Genomic DNA, 18,727 nt, shown 5'->3' with positions numbered 1-18,727 from the left:
CCATTCGGGGCCGTCCTGCAGCGGGGCGCCCTGGTGGAAGTAGTAGTCGTACCAGGACGAGATCGCGCTGATCGGCACGATGGTCCTCAGGCCCGGCACGCCGGTGGCGGCGACGCCGTTGGCGATGGTGCCGTCCCAGCTCTTGCCGATCATGCCCACCGCGCCGGTGGTCCAGGTGGCCTTGACCGGGGTGCCGCCGGACCGGGCGCTGTAACCGCGGGCGCGGCCGTTCAGCCAGTCGACGACGGCCTTGGCCGACTGGACGTCGGAGGGACCGCCGACGTCCACGCAGCCGTCGGAGCGGTTGGTGCCGGCGAGGTCGACGAGCACAGTCGCGTAGCCGCGGGGCACGAAGTAGTTGTCGTAGAACAGCGGGGCCTGGACGATGTCGCCGGCCGCGTCGTAGGTCTTCAGCTGGCTCTCGTTGCCGCGGCCGCAGCAGGAGTAGTACGGGCTCGCGTCCATGATGACGGGGACCCGGTGGCCGGCCCGGGCGGGCTCGGAGGGCCGGACGATGTCCACGGCCACCCGGTCGGTGCGGCCGTCGCCGTCGCCGTCCAGGCCGGTGTCCACCCACACGGCCTCGCGGATGGCGTCGGCGTAGGAGTAGACGGGTTGGCTGACGCCGCCGCGAACGGTGCCGCCCCCGACCGCCTGGGCGGCTGCGGGGGCGGTGAGTACGGCGGCCAGAGCGGCGATGACCGCCGCGACCACGGATATCCACGAGAGGCGGGGTGACCGCGTCAGTGAGCGCATCCCGCGAGGTTAGCGTCTGTCGGACCACGGTCAACAGAGGGGAACGGCGGGACGGTTGGGGCGGCCGGGCCGGGCCCGGCCGCCCCACGACGCGTCACTTGCCGCCGGTCAGACCCGCCCTGCGCAGCGCGTCGGCCATCGCGCCGCCGGGCGCGGGGCGGTCCTGGCCGCCGGCGCGCCGGCCGCCCTGACCGCCCTGTCCGCCGCGGCCCCCGCCCTGGCCCCCGCTCTGTCCGCCGCGGTTGCCGCCCTGCCGCGGCGGGTTGCCGCGGCGCTCGCCGCCGCCTCCGCGCTGCTCGCCGCGCCCGGAGCGGGCCTCGTCGTTCAGCCGCATCGTCAGCGAGATGCGCTTGCGCGGCAGGTCGACGTCGAGGACCTTGACCCGCACGATGTCACCGGACTTGACGACGTCCCGCGGGTCCGAGACGAACGAGTCGGAGAGCGCCGAGACGTGCACCAGCCCGTCCTGGTGGACGCCGACGTCCACGAACGCCCCGAACGCCGCGACGTTGGTGACCACGCCTTCGAGGAGCATGCCGGGCCGGAGGTCCTTCATCTCCTCCACGCCCTCCTTGAAGGTCGCCGTCTTGAAGGCGGGGCGGGGGTCGCGGCCGGGCTTCTCCAGCTCGGCCAGGATGTCGGTGACGGTCGGCAGGCCGAACGCGTCGTCCACGAAGTCCTGCGGCTTCAGGGCGCGCAGCACCCGGGCGTTGCCGATCAGGGACGGGATGCCGGTGGCCGCGGTGGCGCTGATCCGCCGCACCACCGGGTAGGCCTCGGGGTGGACGCTGGAGGCGTCCAGCGGGTCGTCGCCGCCCTGGATGCGCAGGAAGCCGGCGCACTGCTCGTAGGCCTTCGGACCGAGCCTGGCCACGTCCTTGAGGGCCTTGCGGGTGCGGAAGGGGCCGTTGGCGTCCCGGTGGGCCACGATGTTGACGGCCAGCGACTCCGTGACACCCGACACGCGGCGCAGCAGCGGCACCGAGGCGGTGTTGACGTCGACGCCGACGCCGTTGACGCAGTCCTCCACGACCGCGTCCAGCGAGCGGGAGAGCTTCACCTCGGACACGTCGTGCTGGTACTGGCCCACGCCGATCGACCGCGGGTCGATCTTCACCAGCTCGGCGAGCGGGTCCTGCAGGCGGCGGGCGATGGACACCGCCCCACGCAACGACACGTCCATGCCCGGCAGTTCGGCCGACGCGTAGGCCGAGGCGGAGTACACCGAGGCACCCGCCTCGGAGACCACCGCCTTGGTGAGCCCCAGGTCGGGGTGCTGCTTGATGAGGTCGGCGGCGAGCTTGTCGGTCTCGCGGGACGCGGTGCCGTTGCCGATCGCGATCAGGTCCACCCGGTGCGCGGCCGCCAGCCGGGCCAGGGTGGCGAGCGAGTCGTCCCAGCGGTTGCGGGGCGCGTGCGGGTAGATCGTGTCGGTGGCGACGACCTTGCCCGTGCCGTCGACCACCGCGACCTTCACGCCGGTGCGCAGACCCGGGTCCAGGCCCATGGTGGCGCGGGTGCCGGCGGGCGCGGCGAGCAGCAGGTCGCGCAGGTTGATGGCGAACACCCGCACCGCCTCGTCCTCGGCGTTCTGGCGGAGCTGCACGCGCAGGTCGATGCCGAGCCGGACCAGCAGCCGGGTGCGCCAGGCCCACCGGACGGTGTCGGCCAGCCAGCGCTCACCCGGCCGGCCGGGCTCGCCGGAGGAGGCGATGCCGAAGTGCTGGGCGATACGGCGCTCGTAGCTGCTCGGGCCCTCGGCCGGCTCCTCGGGTTCGAGCGTGAGGTCGAGCACCTCCTCCTTCTCGCCACGCAGCATGGCCAGGACGCGGTGCGAGGGCAGCTTGGTGAAGGGCTCGGTGAAGTCGAAGTAGTCGGCGAACTTCGCGCCGCTCTCCTCCTTGCCCTCCCGCACCCTGGCGATCAGCCGGCCCCGGTTCCACATCCGGGTCCGCAGTTCGCCGACGAGGTCGGCGTCCTCGGAGAAGCGCTCGGCCAGGATCGCCCGTGCGCCGTCCAGGGCGGCCGCCGCGTCCTCGACGCCCTTGTCCGCGTCGACGTACGGCGCCGCCTCGGCCTGCGGGTCCAGGCCCGGGTCGGCGAGCAGCGCGTCCGCGAGCGGTTCGAGGCCCGCCTCCCGCGCGATCTGCGCCTTGGTGCGCCGCTTGGGCTTGTAGGGCAGGTAGATGTCCTCCAGGCGGGCCTTGGAGTCGGCCGCCATGATCTGCGCCCGGAGCTCGTCGTCGAGCTTGCCCTGGGACTCGATGGACTCCAGGACGGCGGCGCGCCGCTCGTCCAGCTCCCGCAGGTAGCGCAGCCGCTCCTCGAGGGTGCGCAGCTGCTCGTCGTCCAGGGTGCCGGTGGCCTCCTTGCGGTAGCGGGCGATGAACGGCACGGTCGCCCCGCCGTCGAGCAGGTCGACGGCTGCCCGCACCTGCCCCTCGCGTACGCCGAGCTCCCCGGCGATCCTGGCTTCGACCGAAACGTTGCCGCTGATGGTTCCGCTCCTCAGATCCGCTGCCGCTTGCATGCCCAGCATCGTAGACGGCCCGGGCGGCGGATTTCCGTGACCGCCCGGGGCGCGCGGCGCAGCGGCGGCGGGCGGAACGCGCCGGGCCCGGAGCCCGGGGCGGCCCCGGACGGGAGACGGCGGGCAGGTCAGCCGAGCGCCTTCTCGAACCAGTGGTCGGCGTAGGGGCTGTCGTTGTACGCCTCGATCTCGGCGTAACCGTGCCGGGCGTACAGGGCGCGGGCCTCGACGAGGTCCTTGCGGGTGTCCAGGCGCATCCGGGCCGCGCCGAACGTCTCGCGTGCGGCGTGCTCGGCGGCCGCGATCAGCAGGGCGGCCACGCCCTGGCCGCGGGCCGGCGGCGCGACGTACATGCGCGTGAGCTCGGCGGTCGTGGCGTCCAGCACCCGGAGGCCGACGCATCCGGCGGCGGTGCCGTCGCGCCGGGCGACGAAGAACTGCCCGGTGGGCGGCGTGAGGTCGTCGCTGGGCTCCTCGGCGAGGACGGCGGCGAGTTCCTCCTCGTCGGTCGGGCGGCCGTAGTACCGCTCGATCAGTTCGATGTAGTAGGCGCGCAGCAGCGCGGCGGAGTCCGGGCCGGACACGGGGTGGGCGGTCGCGGTCCAGCCCGCGGCCCGCACGTGGTCGATCGTCACACGGCCCATCGTGGCAAGGACCGGGTGGGGATTTCCCCCGGTTTTCCGGCGGCGGGCCCCCGTACCGGCCGGGTGATGGCGTCATGGCCCGGGCGGGGCGGCGGTTCGTAGCGTCGGGGGTGCGGCCGGGCAAGGCCGCGACGAGCGTCGTCCGCATCCCCGAAGCCCTCCAGGAGTTCCCTCATGCCCGCAGCCGGCAGCACGCTGACCGTCACCTCCCCGCCGCCCTCCGCACGGGGTTCGGCGCGGCCGGAGGGCGCGGGCAGCGAGTTCGCGCCGCTGCTGCGGCAGGTCAGGGACGCCGGGCTGCTGCGCCGCAGGACCGGCTGGTACGCGGCGATGATCGCGGTGAACGCCCTGGCCCTGGCCGCGGTGTGGACCGCGGTGGTGCTGGCCGGCGCGTCGGGGTCGTGGTGGGTGCTGGCCCTGGCGCTGCCCGCCGCGGTCCTGTCCGCCCGCAGCGGCTTCATCGGCCACGACGCGGGCCACCAGCAGATCGCCGCCGGCCGCCGCGCCAACCGGGTGCTGGCCCTGGTCCACGGCAACCTCCTGCTGGGCATGGGTGCCGGCTGGTGGACGGACAAGCACAACCGACACCACGCCAACCCCAACCACGTGGGCAAGGACCCGGACGTCGAGGTCGGCGCACTGGTGTGGACGCGGGCTCAGGCCGTCGAACGCGAGGGCCTCGCCCGCTGGCTGACGCGGCACCAGGCACGGCTGTTCTTCCCGATGCTGCTGCTGGAGGGCCTGGCGCTGAAGGTGGCGAGCTTCCAGGACCTGCGGCGGCTCACCGGACGCGGCCGGACGGTGGAGGGCGGCCTGCTGGTGGCGCACGCCGTGGGCTACGCGGCGCTGCTGCTGTGCGCGCTTCCGCCCGCCCAGGCGCTGGTGTTCGCGCTGCTGCACCACGCGCTGTTCGGGCTGCACCTGGGCTGCGCGTTCGCACCGAACCACAAGGGGATGGCCATGCCCGAGGAGGGCGCGCGCTGGGGCCATCTGCGGCGGCAGGTGCTCACCTCGCGCAACGTCCGGGGCAACCCGGTCGTGGACTTCATGCTCGGCGGCCTCAACTACCAGATAGAGCACCACCTGATGCCGAGCCTGCCGCGTCCGCACCTGCGCCTGGTCCAGCCCTTGGTACGGGCGCACTGCGTCCGGCTGGGCGTCCCGTACACGGAGACGGGCCTGCTCGCCTCCTACGGCCAGGCGCTGTCCCACATGCACGAGGTGGGCGCGCCGCTGCGGGCATCCGCCTGACCCCTGCACCGCAGACCCCGCCCGCGGACGGCAGCGGTTCCCCCAGCGTAGGCGCGGGCACCGACAGCCGCGCCGGGGCTTCTCACAGCTGGGCGGGCTTGGACGTGCCGTAGAGCCAGGTACGGAAGAGCGGCGTCAGGTCCCGGCCGGTGAACCGGTGGCAGAAGGCCGTGAAGTCGGCGGTGGACGCGTTGCCGTAGCGGTGCTCGGCGGGCCAGGCGCGCAGCAGCCGGAAGAAGGTGCTGTCGCCGAGGGTGCGCCGCAGTTCGTAGAGCACCAGGGCGCCGCGGCGGTAGACGGGCGGGGCGAACACGTCGGCCGCGGTCGGCGGCGAGGCGGGCGGGAACGCCCAGGCGGCGGAGTCGCCGAACGCCGCGGCCGCGCTGGTGTCGAGCGAGTCGCCGCCCTCGTGCGCCGCCCACAGCCACTCCGTGTAGGTCGCGAAGCCCTCGTTGAGCCAGATGTCCTGCCACGACCGCGGGGTCACCGAGTCGCCCACCCACTGGTGGGACATCTCGTGCACCAGCGTGCTGAGCGGCGCCGCGGGCGGGCCGTCGGCGCCGGGGAAGAACGGCCGGTTCTGGGTCTCCAGGGCGTAACCGCCCTCCCCGCTGGGGAGGTGGGCGACGATCGCGCCCGAGGACGCGAACGGGTAGGGGCCGAACAGCCCGCTCTCCCAGTCCAGGATCTCCGGGATCCGGCGCAGCGCGGCGGCCGTCTCGGGGTCGTCGGAGCGCGGGTCGACGGCGGTGTAGAGCGGCAGTCCGCCGGGCGTGGCCGAGCGGGAGACCGTGAAGTGGCCGATGGCCAGGGTGGCGAGGTAGGTCGCCATCGGCCGGCTGGTCCGCCAGTGGAAGACGCTGCGGCCGCCGGCCCGGGTGGTGGCCGCCAGTTCGCCGTTGGACACCGCGGTGAGGCCGTTCGGCACCGACACCGTCAGGTCGAAGGCGGCCTTGTCCGAGGGGTGGTTGTCGCAAGGGAACCAGGCCATGGCGCCGACCGGCTCGCCGAGGGCCACCGCCCCGTCGGAGGTGCGCAGCCAGCCCTCCTTGGACCCGTCGGGGTCGGTGAGCGTGGCGGGCACGCCCGCGTACGCCACGGTCGCGGTGAAGCGGGCGCCGCGCGCGAGCGGCCGGGCGGGGCGCACGGTGAGTTCGTCGCCGGCCCGGGAGAACGTGGCCGGCCGCCCGCCGACCGCGACGGACGCGACGGTCAGGCCGGAGAGGTCCAGATCGAAGCGGGCCAGCCGCTGGGTGGCGGTGGCCGTCACCGCCGTGGAGCCGGACAGCCGCCCGGACGCGGGGTCGTAGGACAGGTCCAGGCCGTAGTGCGTGACGTCGTAGCCGCCGTTGCCGGCCTCGGGGAAGAGCCGGTCGCCGGCGCCCGGCGCGCCCGCCACGGACGGGTCCGCGCCGCCACTGCCCCCGCCGGTGCAGGACAGGCAGCAGGTGAGCAGCAGCGGCAGCAGGGCGAGCCGGGCCGCTCGGGGCCACCGGCGGACGAGGGGAGGCAGAGGCACGCGGGCCAGCGTACGTGCCACGCCGCCGGCCGCCCCCGCGCCCGACCCCTCCGGCCCCTGGTCCGGGACCGGCACCGGCACCGGCACCGGCACCGGCACCGGCACCGGTCAGCATGGCGCCGGGCCGGTGAAGACGGTCAGGTGCGGGCGCCGGGGCGAGCGGCCGGGGCGTCGAGGGCGGAGGCGGGCGGTGCGGGCCCGCTCGGGTCAGTCGGTGAACCGCTCGCCGCGCTCGGCCTTCTCCACCAGCAGCGCGGGCGGGTTGAACCGCTCGCCGTAGGCGGCCGCCAGTTCCCGGGCCCGGGCGGTGAAGCCGGCGACGCCGCCCTCGTACCCGTTGATGTACTGCAGCACGCCGCCCGTCCAGCCGGGGAAGCCGATGCCCAGCAGCGAGCCGATGTTGGCGTCGGCGACCGAGGCGAGCACGCCTTCCTCCAGCAGCCGCACGGTGTCCAGCGACTCCGCGAAGAGCATCCGCTCCTGCATGTCGCGGAACGGGATCTGGGCGCCCGGCTTGGCGAAGTGCTCCGCGAGCCCCGGCCACAGTCCGGTCCTGCGGCCGTCCTGGTAGTCGTAGAAGCCGGCGCCGCCGCTGCGGCCGGGACGGCCGAACTCGTCGACCATGCGGTCGATGACCTGGTCGGCCGGGTGTTCCTGCCACGTGCCGCCGGCCGCCTCGACCGCGGCGCGGGTCTCGCGCCGGATCTTGCGCGGCAGGGTGAGCGTGAGCTCGTCCAGCAGCGAAAGCACCTTGGCCGGGTAGCCGGCCTGCGCGGCGGCCTGCTCGATCGAGGCCGGGGCGAGCCCCTCCCCGACCATCGCCACGCCCTCGTTGATGAAGTGGCCGATCACCCGGGAGGTGAAGAAGCCGCGCGAGTCGTTGACCACGATCGGGGTCTTGCGGATCTGCCGGACCAGGTCGAAGGCGCGGGCCAGCGCCTCGTCACCGGTGCGCTCGCCGCGGATGATCTCCACCAGCGGCATGCGGTCGACCGGTGAGAAGAAGTGCAGGCCGATGAAGTCGCCCTGCCGCCGCACGCCCTCGGCGAGCAGGGTGATGGGCAGCGTGGAGGTGTTGGAGCACAGCAGGGCGTCCGGGGCCACGACGTCCTGGATCTCCTGGAAGACCTTGTGCTTGAGCGCCACGTCCTCGAACACCGCCTCGATGACCGCGTCGCAGCCGGCGAGGTCGGCCGGGTCGGCGGTCGGGGTGATCCGGGCGAGCAGCGCGTCGCGCTTCTCCGGCGTGGTGCGGCCCTTGGCGAGCGCCTTGTCCAGCAGACCGGCGGAGTACGCCTTGCCGCGTTCTGCCGCCTCCGGGGACACGTCCTTGAGGACGACGTCGATGCCGGCCCGGGCGCAGGAGTAGGCGATGCCGGCGCCCATCATCCCGGCGCCCAGCACGGCGACCTTGGTGACCTGGCGGAACGGCACGTCCTTCGGGCGGCTGGCACCGGAGTTGACGGCCTGCATGTCGAAGAAGAACGCCTGGATCATGTTCTTCGACACCGGCCCGCAGGCCAGTTCGGTGAAGTAGCGGGCCTCGATGACGGCGGCGTTGTCGATGTCGACCTGCGAGCCCTCGACGGCAGCGGCGAGGATGTCGCGCGGCGCCGGGTAGGGCGCGCCGGCGAGCTGCTTGGCGAGGTTGGCCGGGAAGGCGGGCAGGTTGGCGGCGAAGGCCGGGTTCTTCGGGGTGCCGCCGGGGATCTTGTAACCGGGCATGTCCCAGGGCTGCTTGGCCTCGGGATGGGCCTCGATGAACGCCCGGGCCGCGGCGAGCATCGCGTCGCGGTCGGGTGCGACCTCGTGGATCAGACCGGCCTCCAGGGCCCGGTCGGCGCTGTACTGACGGCCCTGCAGCAGCACCTTGAGCAGGGCGTCGGTGATGCCGAGCAGCCGCACGGTGCGGACCACGCCACCGCCGCCGGGCAGCAGGCCCAGGGTCACCTCGGGCAGGCCGATCTTGGTGCCGGGGGTGTCGAGCGCGACGCGGTGGTGGCAGGCCAGCGCGATCTCGTAACCGCCGCCCAGGGCGGCGCCGTTGATGGCGGCGACGACCGGGCGTCCGAGGGTCTCCAGCCGGCGCAGGCGGCGCTTGATGCGCAGCGAGCCGGCGTAGACCCGCTCGGCGTCGCCCGGGGTGGCGCGGATCAGGTCGCGCAGGTCGCCGCCGGCGAAGAAGGTCTTCTTGGCGGAGGTGACGATGATGCCGCGCACCTGCTCGATCTCGGCCTCCAGCCGGTCGAGGACGGCGTCGAGGGAGTCGGCGAAGGCCGCGTTCATCGTGTTGGCGGACTGGTTGGGGTCGTCGAGGACGAGGGTGACGATGCCGTCGCCGTCCTGCTCCCAGCGGATGGTGGTGGACTCGCTCATGTCGGTGGGCTCCAGGAGGGGTGGGGTCAGAGGCGTTCGACGACGGTGGCGACGCCCATGCCGCCGCCGACGCAGAGGGTGGCGAGCCCGTACCGCTGGTCGCGGCGCTCCAGTTCGTCGATGAGGGTGCCGAGGATCATGGCGCCGGTGGCGCCGAGCGGGTGGCCGAGCGCGATCGCCCCGCCGTTGACGTTGACCTTGTCGATGCTGACGCCCATGTCGGAGGCGAAGCGCAGCACGACCGCGGCGAACGCCTCGTTCATCTCGATCAGGTCGATGTCGTCGATGGTCAGCCCCGCCTTGGCCAGCGCCTTGCGGGAGGCGGGGGCCGGGCCGGTGAGCATGATGGTCGGCTCGGAGCCGGACACCGCGGCGGAGACGATCCGGGCCCGCGGGGTGAGGCCGTAGCGCTCGCCGACCTCGCGGCTGCCGATGGCCACCAGGGCGGCGCCGTCCACGATGCCGGAGGAGTTGCCGGCGTGGTGCACGTGGTCGATCTTCTCCACCCAGTGGTACTTCTGCAGCGCGACCGCGTCGAAGCCGCCGAGTTCGCCGATGTCGGCGAACGACGGCTTGAGCTTGGCGAGCGACTCGGGCGTGGTGCCGGGACGCATGTGCTCGTCGTGGTCGAGGACGGTCAGGCCGTTGCGGTCCAGCACCGGCACGACCGAACGGGCGAAGCGGCCCTCCTTCCACGCCTCGGCGGCACGCTCCTGGGACAGCGCGGCGTAGGCGTCGACGTCGTGACGGCTCCACCCGCCGAGGGTGGCGATCAGGTCCGCGCCGATGCCCTGCGGGACGAAGCCGACCTCGAAGGAGGTCATCGGGTCCATCGCCCAGGCGCCGCCGTCGGAGCCCATGGCGACCCGGGACATCGACTCGACACCGCCGGCCAGCACCAGGTCCTCCCACCCGGAACGGACCTTGGCGGCGGCCAGGTTGACCGCTTCGAGGCCGGAGGCACAGAAGCGGTTCTCCTGCACGCCCGCGACGGTGTCGGGCAGGCCCGCCGCGACCGCGGCGATCCGCGCGATGTCCGAGCCCTGGTCGCCGAGCGGGCTGACGACGCCGAGCACGATGTCGTCGATGGCGGCGGGGTCCAGGCCGGGGAAGCGGCGCCGGAGTTCGTGGATGAGACCGACCACGAGGTCGATCGGCTTGGTCGCGTGCAGCGACCCGTTCGCCTTTCCGCGCCCGCGCGGGGTGCGTACGGCGTCGTAGACGTAGGCGTCGGTGCTCAACGTCGTGCCTTTCGGTGAGGGTGCGGGCGGGGCGGTCAGTCGGTGGCGAGCGCCGGTACGTCCCAGTCTGCGGCGACCTCGGCGGTGTGCGCGCCAGGCCGGGCCGGAGGGCGGAGCACGGCGGTGGGCGTGGCGCTGAAACGGGGTGCGGGGGCCGGCTGCACGATGCCGCCGTCCTCGGTGAAGGTGCCGCGTGCGGCCAGGTGCGGGTGGGCGGGCGCCTCGCCGAGGGTGAGGACGGGGGCCACGCAGGCGTCGGTGCCGGTGAACACGCCGGTCCACTCGTCGCGGGTGCGGGTGCGGAACCGGGCGGCGACGGCCGCTCGCAGCTCGGGCCAGCGGGCGGGGTCGGCGCGCAGCGCCGCCTCCTCCTCGGTGAGGCCGAGCGCGGCGCCGAAGGCGTCGTAGAAGCGCTGCTCCAGGGCCCCGACGGCCATGTGGCCGCCGTCGGCGGTGGCGTAGACGCCGTAGAAGGGGGCGCCGCCGTCGAGCAGGTTGGCCTCGCGGCGGTCCTGCCAGGCGCCGGCGGCGCGCAGGGCGTGGATCATCGTGGTGAGGTGGGCGGTGCCGTCGACGATGGCGGCGTCCACGACCTGGCCGCGGCCGTGCGCCCTGGCGTGGTGCAGGGCGGCGAGGACACCGGTGACCAGGTAGAGGGAGCCGCCGGCGTAGTCGCCGAGGAGGTTGGCCGGCGCGGCCGGCGGCCCGTCGGCGGGGCCGGTGAGGGCCAGCGCGCCGGTGACGGCGATGTAGCCGATGTCGTGTCCGGCCGTGGAGGCGAGCGGGCCGTCCTGGCCCCAGCCGGTCATCCGGCCGTAGACCAGACGGGGGTTGCGGGCCAGGCAGGCGTCCGGGCCGACGCCCAGGCGCTCGGCGACACCCGGACGGTAGCCCTCGATCAGGATGTCGGCGCGTTCGGCGAGGTCCAGGACGAGGGCGGCGCCCGCGGGGTCCTTGAGGTCGACGACGACGGACCGCTTGTTGCGGTTGGTCAGGTCGAAGGCCGGGGCGACGCCGAGGTCCGGGCCGCCGGGCCGGTCCACCCGGACGACGTCGGCGCCCAGGTCGGCGAGGAGCATCGCGGCGAAGGGACCGGGGCCGATCCCGGCGAGTTCGAGCACCCGCACCCCGGCGAGCGGCCCGGCCGGCCCGGTGCGGCCGGTGGACCCGGCGGGTGGTGCCGGGTGGTACGACTCGGCTGAGGTCACACCCAGGATGCTAGGAACGTGTTTCAGTTTTCGCAAGGGCTGACTGAGCGCTCGCTCACCTCTCGTGCGGTTCGCCGCACTCCCCGCACCCTCTGGCTGGCCAGGGCCGGGCCCGGGAGCATCCCGGGTTCGCCCTGCGCGGGCGGGCGGGAACGCGGACGGCCCGCTGCCGCCCGGGAGGGCGGGAGCGGGCCGTCGGAGGGTGTGCGCGGTCAGGCCGGGGCGTCCCCGGTCTGTGCGGCGGCCGCGGCCTTCTCCAGCTGGAACGCCTCGTTGCCCTGACCGATCCTGGCGTGCACCTCGGGCTTCCGGGAGTGCAGCACCAGGCCGACGACCAGGCCGATCACCGCGGCCAGGGCGATGATGCCGGGCAGGATCCAGCGCAGTCCGTGGCCGGGGTTGGCGCCGAGCAGGACCGCGAAGTCCTTCACCGAGTACACGAAGATCACCATGAGGCCGATCGCCGCGAGGCCCGAGGTGACCAGCCGCCACGCCTGCACGCCGGCCGCGCCGCGCTTGACGAAGAAGACGATGACCGCGACGGCCGCGGTGGCCATCAGCAGCACCACGCCGAGGGCGCCGACGTTGCCGGCCCAGGTGAACAGGCGCAGCACCGGCGCCGTCGGGTCGGGGCCCATCTGCTTGTCGAAGTGGCCGCTGTCGGTGAGCGCGAAGGCGGCGACGACGACCAGCGACACGGCGGACTGCAGGAACGAGCCCATCGCGGGGGCGCCGCTGGACTTCGAGGTGCGGCCGACCGCGGAGGGCAGCAGGCCGTCGCGGCCCATGGCGAAGGCGTAGCGGGCCACCACGTTGTGGAAGCTCAGCATCGAGGCGAAGATGCCGGTGATGAAGAAGACGTTCAGCACGTCGGTGAAGCCGTTGCCCAGCCGGTCCTGGTTGAGCGCGAAGATGAGGTTCGCGGACTGCTGCTGCGACTGGCCGACGACGTGCGAGGGGCCGGTGGCCACGGTGATCGCCCAGGAGCTGAACGCGAAGAAGACCGTCGCGAAGCCGATGGCCAGGAACATCACCTTGGACACCACGCGCTGCGGGTCGCTGGTCTCCTCGGCGTAGACCGGGGCCTGCTCGAAGCCGACGAAGCCGGCGATGACGAAGCAGAGGGCGGTGCCCAGACCGGCGCCGCTGAGGGTGCCCGGGTCGAACGCGTGCAGCGACACGCCCTGCGGGCCGGGGTCGCTGACGAAGCTGAAGTCGAAGACCAGCGTGAGCACGGTCTCGATGAGCAGCAGCACGCCGAGCGTCTTGGCGTTGAGGTCGATCTTCAGCGCGCCGAACACCGCGGTGACGGCGACACCGGCCAGCGCCGGGATCCACCAGGCCACGTTGTGGTGCCAGTGCTGGAAGATCTGCCCGGATATCTCGAAGCCGAAGATCCCGTAGGTGCCGATCTGCATGATGCTGTAGGCGAACAGCGCCACGTAGGAGGCGCCCGCGCCCATGGTGCTGCCCAGGCCGCGGGAGATGTACGCGTACAGCGCGCCGGCGTTGTGCACGTGCCGGCTCATCTCGGCGTAGCCGAAGCTGAACAGGGCGAGCACCGCCCCGATGATCACGAACAGCAGCGGCACGCCGACGATGCCCATGGTGCCGAACGTGGTCGGGATGACGCCGGCCACCACCATGAGCGGGGCGGTGGCCGCCAGGACGGAGAGCAGCAGGGCCGGCGCCCCGATCCTGTCGGCGCGCAGCGCGCGTTGCTCCCCCTTGAACGTGCTGATCTCGGTCGAACTGCCCGTCAGCATGGCTGCGGTCCTTCCCAGGATGTGGTGCAGGTGTCGGGTCTTACGAGGAACCGAAACCGAGCGCGTAGTTGCGCGCGGTGCGGAATGCCTTCATCGGGTCGCGGTCCGGGTACGTCCAGGGGACGCGGGTGGCCTGCGATCCGATCCGGTTGAACAGGGCGGCGGCCTCCACGGTGTCGCCGGAGTGGAACTTCCCGAAGGCCAGGTAGTTCAGGTCCAGCGGCAGCCGGGGATGGTGGCCGCCGTGCCAGTCCAGCCACCAGACGAAGGCGGCTCGCACGCTGGTCCGGGCGCGCGAGCTGGTCCAGTAGGGCAGTCCGGTCGGGTTGGGCGGCAGGGCACCGGACTCGGCCAGCACCCGGAACCGCTCGATGAGGGCCACCAGCGGCAGGGCGGCCAGCGGGGATCCGGCGCCCGCCTCGCCCGCGGCCCACTCGGCGAACTCGTACACCTCGTGGAACGGGTCGTCCCCGTCGGTCTTCTGCCGCTCGGCCAGGCACTGCGTCATCAGGTGGTGCCCGTGGTGGTGCCCGCGGTGCCGGCCGCGCACCTGGTCGAACGCCCGGACCTGTTCGTCGTCGGTGCCGGTGCGGCGGGCCAGGATCAGCAGGTTGAGCCAGGGCGTCGGGTCGGCGGGCGTCATCCGGGCGGCGCGCATGCACGCGTCGCGCGCGGTCTCCGGGCTCTGCTTGCCCGCGGCGGCGCGGAACACCGCGGCGGAGGCGGCGAGCGCGGCGGCGTCGGGGCTCTCGGGTTCGGCGAGTTGCCATTCCCGGGCCCAGGCGGCGGTGGACTTGCCCTCGCCGAGCACGACGAGGCGATGGCCGCGCAGGTCCCAGTCGGTGCCGGTCCTGGCCAGCAGCGCACGGACCTCCGTCCACCGCCCCTGCGTCAGGGCGGCCCGGGCGGCGACGAGTTCGCCGTCGCCGAGCGCTGGGTCGAAGGCCACGTCGTCCTTGCCCCGCGTGAAGCGGAAGGGTGGCGGCGGTGGGGTCATCCGCGGGCTGCCCTCCACGGCGAGCGTTACGTCAAGTGATCGCGAACAGCCAACCGGTAGGCGCCGGTCGGCTACAAGGCCACACTTGTTGTCTCGCTGTAGTCCCTTACGGTTACGGGGGTTTGGAAGGCCGATCGGCGCGGCGGCGGCACCGCGGGCCGACGCGGAAGCGCTGATTCCGGCTGGCGTCCGGGCCGTCGGGCCTGATATCGAGAGCCTGATCGTGGCAGTGCTCGGGCACAGCAGTGGGGGACCGGGGAATGGACGGCAGAAACGTGGCGCGCGACGACTCCGCCGGATCCACGCATCCCCTCGCCTACATCCGGCAGCGGCACGGCTGGAGTTACCAGGACGTCGCCCGGGTGATCGCCGAACACGCGCGGGCGCTCGGGGTGCCGATGGCGGCCCGCCGGGAGAAGGTGTGGCGCTGGGAGCACTGGGGTGTCGTCCCGGAGGCCGACAGCCAGCGGGCGCTGGCCCGCGCCCTGGGCGTGCCGGCCAAGGAACTGGAGGCACGCCCCTGGCCGCGCTGGCTGCCGGCGCACGGCGGGATGCCGGACGGCCTGCCCTGGACGGTGCAGGGCAGCAGGACCGCGCTGTCCTCGCTGGTGGACGACGGGCACGCGGATCCGCGAGGCTTCCCGATCGCCGACGGTCAGGCGCTGCGGGACGCGATCGCCGACTGGGACGCCGCGGAGGCCGAGGGCATATCCGGAACCGCGCCCGCGGAGCGGGTGCCCGCCCAAGGGGCCGTCCCCGCATCGGAGTCGGTCACGCCGGCGTTCGTGGACGGCACGGTCGTGGAGTGGCTCGAGGCGGGCGTGCTGGGTCTGCGGCGGCTGGACGACCGGCTCGGCGGGGCCGCCGTCCGGCACCGCGTGGAGGCCGATCTGCGCCTGATTTCCGGCCTGTTGGGGCGGGAGGCGCACGGGGCGGCCATGCAGCGGCGGCTGCTGCGGGTCGCCGCCGACCTCGCGCAGCTCGGCGGCTGGGCCGCCACCGACACCGGGCGGCACGGCGCCGCGCAGCGCCACTACCTGACCGGTCTGCGGCTCGCGCACAGCGCGGGCGACCGCGCGCTGGCCGTGGCCCTGTGGGGCGGCCTGGCCCTGCAGTCGGTGATCGCCGGCCGCGCGTACGAGGCCGTCGCGGCCGCCGAAGCCGGGGTGCGGGCGGCCGGCGGCACGTCACCCGCGGTGCGGGCACTGGCGGCCAGCCGGCTGGGGCGTGCCCACGCCGCGGCCGGGGCGGAGCCGGCGTTCCGGCGGGCCGTCACCGAGGCCGAGCGACAGCTGGAGGCGGCGGAGAAGGATCCCGGCCCGCCGTGGCTGTACTGGCTCGACGACGCCGAACTCGCCGCGCAGACCGGGCAGTCGCTGCTCGACCTCGGCCTGGCGTACGAGGCGCGGCCGCTGCTGGAGCAGGCGCTGGCCATGCAGGACGCCGAGTTCGTCCGCGACCGCAGCCTGTACGCCGCCCGCGCCGCGCTGGCCCGGGCCGTGACCGGCGACCTGGAGGGCGCCCGGGCGCTGGGCCGGGAGGCCGCGCAGCTCTCGCGGCACTGCGGTTCGCCGCGGCTGGCCGAGGCCCTGGACGCCCTCAAGGCCCGCCTCGACCCGCAGCGTTGACGGCCGTCCGCCCGGCCGCCCTGGACAGCGCGGATGCCGGGGCGTGACCGGTACCGGGGCGTGACGGATGCCGGGGCCGCGGCACCCCGCACCAGTACCTAACGATGACTGATTCGCCCGCACACTCCGCTCCGTACCGTCGTGACCTGCAAGAAGACGGCGCAACCCGGCGCCGCGGACCGCAGGGAGAACCGACCATGAGCGACATCCAGCACCTCGTCGAGCGCTACATCGCCGCGTGGAACGAGACCGACCCGGCCGCCCGTCGCGCGCTGATCGGCGAGGTGTTCGCCGCGGACGCCCGCTACACCGACCCGCTGGCCGACGTCACCGGCCCCGACGCGCTCGACGCGGTCGTCGGCGCGGTGCAGGACCAGTTCGCCGGCCTCGCCTTCACGCTGGGCCCGGTCGACACGCACCACCACGTCGCACGGTTCACCTGGGAGCTGGGCCCGGCCGGCGGTGAGGCGCTGGTGATCGGCTTCGACGTGGCGGTGACCGGCGAGGACGGGCTGATCCACGGCGTCCTCGGCTTCCTGGACAAGGTCCCCGCGACCGGCTGACCCGACCGGCTGACCCGGTCGGCTGATCCGACCGGCTGACCCGACCGGCTGACCCGGGCGACAGCCCCGCGCGCACCGGCTGCGCGGGGCGGCCCGCCGGCACCGGCCTCCCCACCGGCCTCCCGCACCTCCCGCACCTCCCGCACCTCCCGCACCTCCCGCTCAGCCTCCTTTGTGCCGCATCCGTGCCGCACCATTACCGCGACAGGAGTACGTCATGGCTTCGGCCTCCACCACCGCCTCCCCGTCCGTGGCCCGGGGCGTCGCCCCGGCCGCCGACCGGTACGGCCTGGGCCTGCTGGTCCTCCTGGCCGCGACCTTCATGAGCGCTCTCGACATCTTCATCGTCAACGTGGCCATCCCGGCCCTGCAGGGCGACCTGCACGCGGGGACCGCCGCCGTCCAGTGGGTGGTGGCCGGCTTCGGGCTGGCCGTCGCCACCGGGCTGATCACCGCGGGCCGGCTCGGCGACGTCTTCGGGCGGCGGCGGATGTTCGCCGTCGGGCTCGCCCTGTTCACCGTGACCTCGGCGGCCTGCGGGTTCGCCCCGACCGCCGGGACGCTGGTGGCCGCCCGGGTGCTGCAGGGCCTGAGCGCGGCCCTGATGAGCCCGCAGGTGCTGGCGATCCTGCAGACCGCCTACACCGGCAAGACACAGGCCCGCGCGTTCAGCATGTACGGGATGACGATGGGCGTGGGCGCGGTGTTCGGGCAGCTCATCGGCGGGCTGCTCATCAGGGCCGACATCCTCGGGCTGGGCTGGCGGGCCTGCTTCCTGATCAACCTGCCCATCGGAGTGGCCGCCCTGGTCATGGTGCCGCGGGCGCTCGGTGAGTCGCGTGCTCCGCGGCGGCCCCGGCTGGACCCGGCCGGGGTCGCGCTGTCCACGGCGGCGGTGGTGGCCCTCGTACTGCCGCTGATCCAGGGCCGGTCGCTGGGCTGGCCGGTGTGGACCTGGGTGTGCCTGGCCGCCTCGCCCGTCCTCTTCGCGGTGTTCGTCGTCCATCAGCACCGGCTGGGCGCGGGCGGCGGCGACCCGGTGCTCGACACGCGCCTGTTCCGGCTGCCCGGCTTCTCGCTCGGCGCCCTCGCCCAACTGGTGTTCTGGACCGGCCAGGGCTCGTTCTTCCTGGTCCTGGCGCTCTATCTGCAGGCGGGCCGCGGGCTGGACGCGCTCGGCTCCGGCACGGTGTTCCTGTCGATCGGCGCGGGCTACCTGCTGACCTCGACCACCGCGCACCGGATCGCCGCGCGCCTGGGCGCCCGTACGGTGCCGGCCGGCGCGCTGCTGATGGCCGCGGGACTCGGGACGCTGTGGGCCGCGGTGCACGCGTCGGGCACCACGGGGACCCTGTGGGAGCTGGCGCCCGGGCTGTTCGTCGACGGCGTGGGCATGGGCATGGTGATCGCACCGCTCACCCACACCGCGCTGGGCGGCGTGCCGGCGGAGATGGCCGGCTCGGCCTCGGGGGTGGTGGCCACCATCCAGCAGATCAGCGGCGCGCTGGGCATCGCGCTGATCGGCATCCTCTTCTACGGCGCGATCGGGGGCGGCGCCTCCGCCCGCTACCCGCACGCGCTCGCCCTGGGACTGGAGTTCCTGATGGTCCTGGAGCTGGCGCTGGCGGCCCTGACCGTCGGCACCGCGGTTCGGGCCGGCCGGAACGGGCGGTGACGATCCGCGGAAGCGCACAGGGGCGCCCCTCGGGGCGCCCCTGACGCGTGCGGGCCGGCGGGAGGCTCAGACCCGGCGCAGGCGGACCACCGGGATGTCCCGGTCGGTGTTCTTCTGGTAGTCCGCGTAGGGCGCGTAGACGTCGAGCAGGTGCGGCCACACCCGGGCCTTCTCCTGCGGAGACAGCACCTCGGCGCGGGCGGCGAACCGCTCGCTGTCGACGCGGACGTGGACGTCGGGGTTGTCCCGCAGGCTCAGGTACCACAGCGGGTGCTCGGGCGCCCCGCCCTTGGAGGCGACGACGAGGTAGTCGTCGCCGTCCCGGCCGTAGATCAGCACGGTCCGCAGCCACTGGCCGCTCTTGCGGCCGAGGTAGTCGAGCAGCAGACACGGGGAGCCGTTGAGGTCGGTGGCCTCGGTGCCGCCCGACTCCTCGTAGCGGCGGGCCTGTTCGGCCACCCAGCTGGTCGGGCTGACCTTGACGTCGGCGGGGTCGTACGTGGTCATGCGCTTCCTCCATCACGGGAGATCGTCACCGGTCACCCACTCTAGGCACGCCTCGCGCGCCGTCCG

At 74.0% G+C, this 18,727-nt stretch carries 14 protein-coding genes; 4 read left to right on the top strand and 10 right to left on the bottom strand.

All coding sequences use genetic code 11. From position 1 onward, the window contains the following. The 3 genes from K7862_RS27050 to K7862_RS27040 all read right to left on the bottom strand — a co-directional run. The coding region (locus K7862_RS27050) for a CocE/NonD family hydrolase (protein WP_222967111.1) at positions 1 to 756 on the bottom strand (756 nt) is incomplete at its 3' end. A gap of 94 nt (positions 757 to 850) precedes the next feature. Beyond that, positions 851 to 3,286: a Tex family protein gene (locus tag K7862_RS27045; RefSeq protein ID WP_222967110.1), complete on the bottom strand. Its 2,436-nt coding sequence runs from the start codon at positions 3,284 to 3,286 to the stop codon at positions 851 to 853. A 128-nt stretch (positions 3,287 to 3,414) separates the two neighbouring features. Continuing rightward, a complete protein-coding gene (locus K7862_RS27040) occupies positions 3,415 to 3,921 on the bottom strand; it encodes a GNAT family N-acetyltransferase (RefSeq protein ID WP_308012206.1) in 507 nt (168 codons plus the stop codon). 183 nt (positions 3,922 to 4,104) lie between these two features. Here K7862_RS27040 and K7862_RS27035 point away from each other — a divergent pair, with 183 nt between their 5' ends. Continuing rightward, complete coding sequence (locus K7862_RS27035; protein ID WP_222967108.1) at positions 4,105 to 5,181, top strand: fatty acid desaturase family protein; 1,077 nt, start codon at positions 4,105 to 4,107, stop codon at positions 5,179 to 5,181. A gap of 82 nt (positions 5,182 to 5,263) precedes the next feature. Here K7862_RS27035 and K7862_RS27030 read toward each other — a convergent pair whose 3' ends face one another. From K7862_RS27030 to K7862_RS27005, 6 genes are all read right to left on the bottom strand, one after another. Next, positions 5,264 to 6,700 carry a M1 family metallopeptidase gene (locus tag K7862_RS27030; protein ID WP_222967107.1) on the bottom strand — a complete coding sequence of 479 codons (1,437 nt, stop codon included), beginning with the start codon at positions 6,698 to 6,700 and terminating at the stop codon, positions 5,264 to 5,266. Positions 6,701 to 6,907: 207 nt separating this feature from the next. After that, complete coding sequence (locus K7862_RS27025; RefSeq protein WP_222967106.1) at positions 6,908 to 9,076, bottom strand: 3-hydroxyacyl-CoA dehydrogenase NAD-binding domain-containing protein; 2,169 nt, start codon at positions 9,074 to 9,076, stop codon at positions 6,908 to 6,910. Between the two features lie 26 nt (positions 9,077 to 9,102). Beyond that, on the bottom strand, positions 9,103 to 10,317 hold the full coding sequence (locus K7862_RS27020; RefSeq protein ID WP_222967105.1) for an acetyl-CoA C-acetyltransferase: 1,215 nt from the start codon (positions 10,315 to 10,317) through the stop codon (positions 9,103 to 9,105). A 35-nt stretch (positions 10,318 to 10,352) separates the two neighbouring features. Then, on the bottom strand, positions 10,353 to 11,525 hold the full coding sequence (locus K7862_RS27015) for a CaiB/BaiF CoA transferase family protein (protein ID WP_222967104.1): 1,173 nt from the start codon (positions 11,523 to 11,525) through the stop codon (positions 10,353 to 10,355). Positions 11,526 to 11,737: 212 nt separating this feature from the next. Next, a complete protein-coding gene (locus tag K7862_RS27010; protein WP_222967103.1) occupies positions 11,738 to 13,291 on the bottom strand; it encodes an APC family permease in 1,554 nt (517 codons plus the stop codon). Positions 13,292 to 13,331: 40 nt separating this feature from the next. Then, entirely contained in the window at positions 13,332 to 14,288 is a 957-nt protein-coding gene (locus K7862_RS27005) for a hypothetical protein (RefSeq protein WP_222967102.1), read from the bottom strand. 260 nt (positions 14,289 to 14,548) lie between these two features. Between K7862_RS27005 and K7862_RS27000 the strand changes: the two genes are divergently transcribed. The 3 genes from K7862_RS27000 (at position 14,549) to K7862_RS26990 (ending at position 18,154) form a co-directional block, all read left to right on the top strand. Continuing rightward, entirely contained in the window at positions 14,549 to 15,916 is a 1,368-nt protein-coding gene (locus K7862_RS27000) for an NsdA family TPR-like regulatory protein (RefSeq protein ID WP_222967101.1), read from the top strand. Positions 15,917 to 16,113: 197 nt separating this feature from the next. Continuing rightward, on the top strand, positions 16,114 to 16,479 hold the full coding sequence (locus tag K7862_RS26995; protein ID WP_222967100.1) for a nuclear transport factor 2 family protein: 366 nt from the start codon (positions 16,114 to 16,116) through the stop codon (positions 16,477 to 16,479). Positions 16,480 to 16,696: 217 nt separating this feature from the next. Beyond that, positions 16,697 to 18,154, top strand: a complete 1,458-nt coding sequence (locus K7862_RS26990; protein WP_222967099.1) for an MFS transporter — start codon at positions 16,697 to 16,699, stop codon at positions 18,152 to 18,154. Between the two features lie 66 nt (positions 18,155 to 18,220). Here K7862_RS26990 and K7862_RS26985 read toward each other — a convergent pair whose 3' ends face one another. After that, on the bottom strand, positions 18,221 to 18,661 hold the full coding sequence (locus K7862_RS26985) for a nitroreductase family deazaflavin-dependent oxidoreductase (RefSeq protein ID WP_222967098.1): 441 nt from the start codon (positions 18,659 to 18,661) through the stop codon (positions 18,221 to 18,223). Positions 18,662 to 18,727 lie beyond the last annotated feature (66 nt).

Source organism: Actinacidiphila acidipaludis (genome assembly GCF_019890725.1).
Taxonomy (GTDB): Bacteria; Actinomycetota; Actinomycetes; order Streptomycetales; family Streptomycetaceae; genus Actinacidiphila; species Actinacidiphila acidipaludis.
This window is presented reverse-complemented; position numbering and strand designations above follow the sequence as displayed.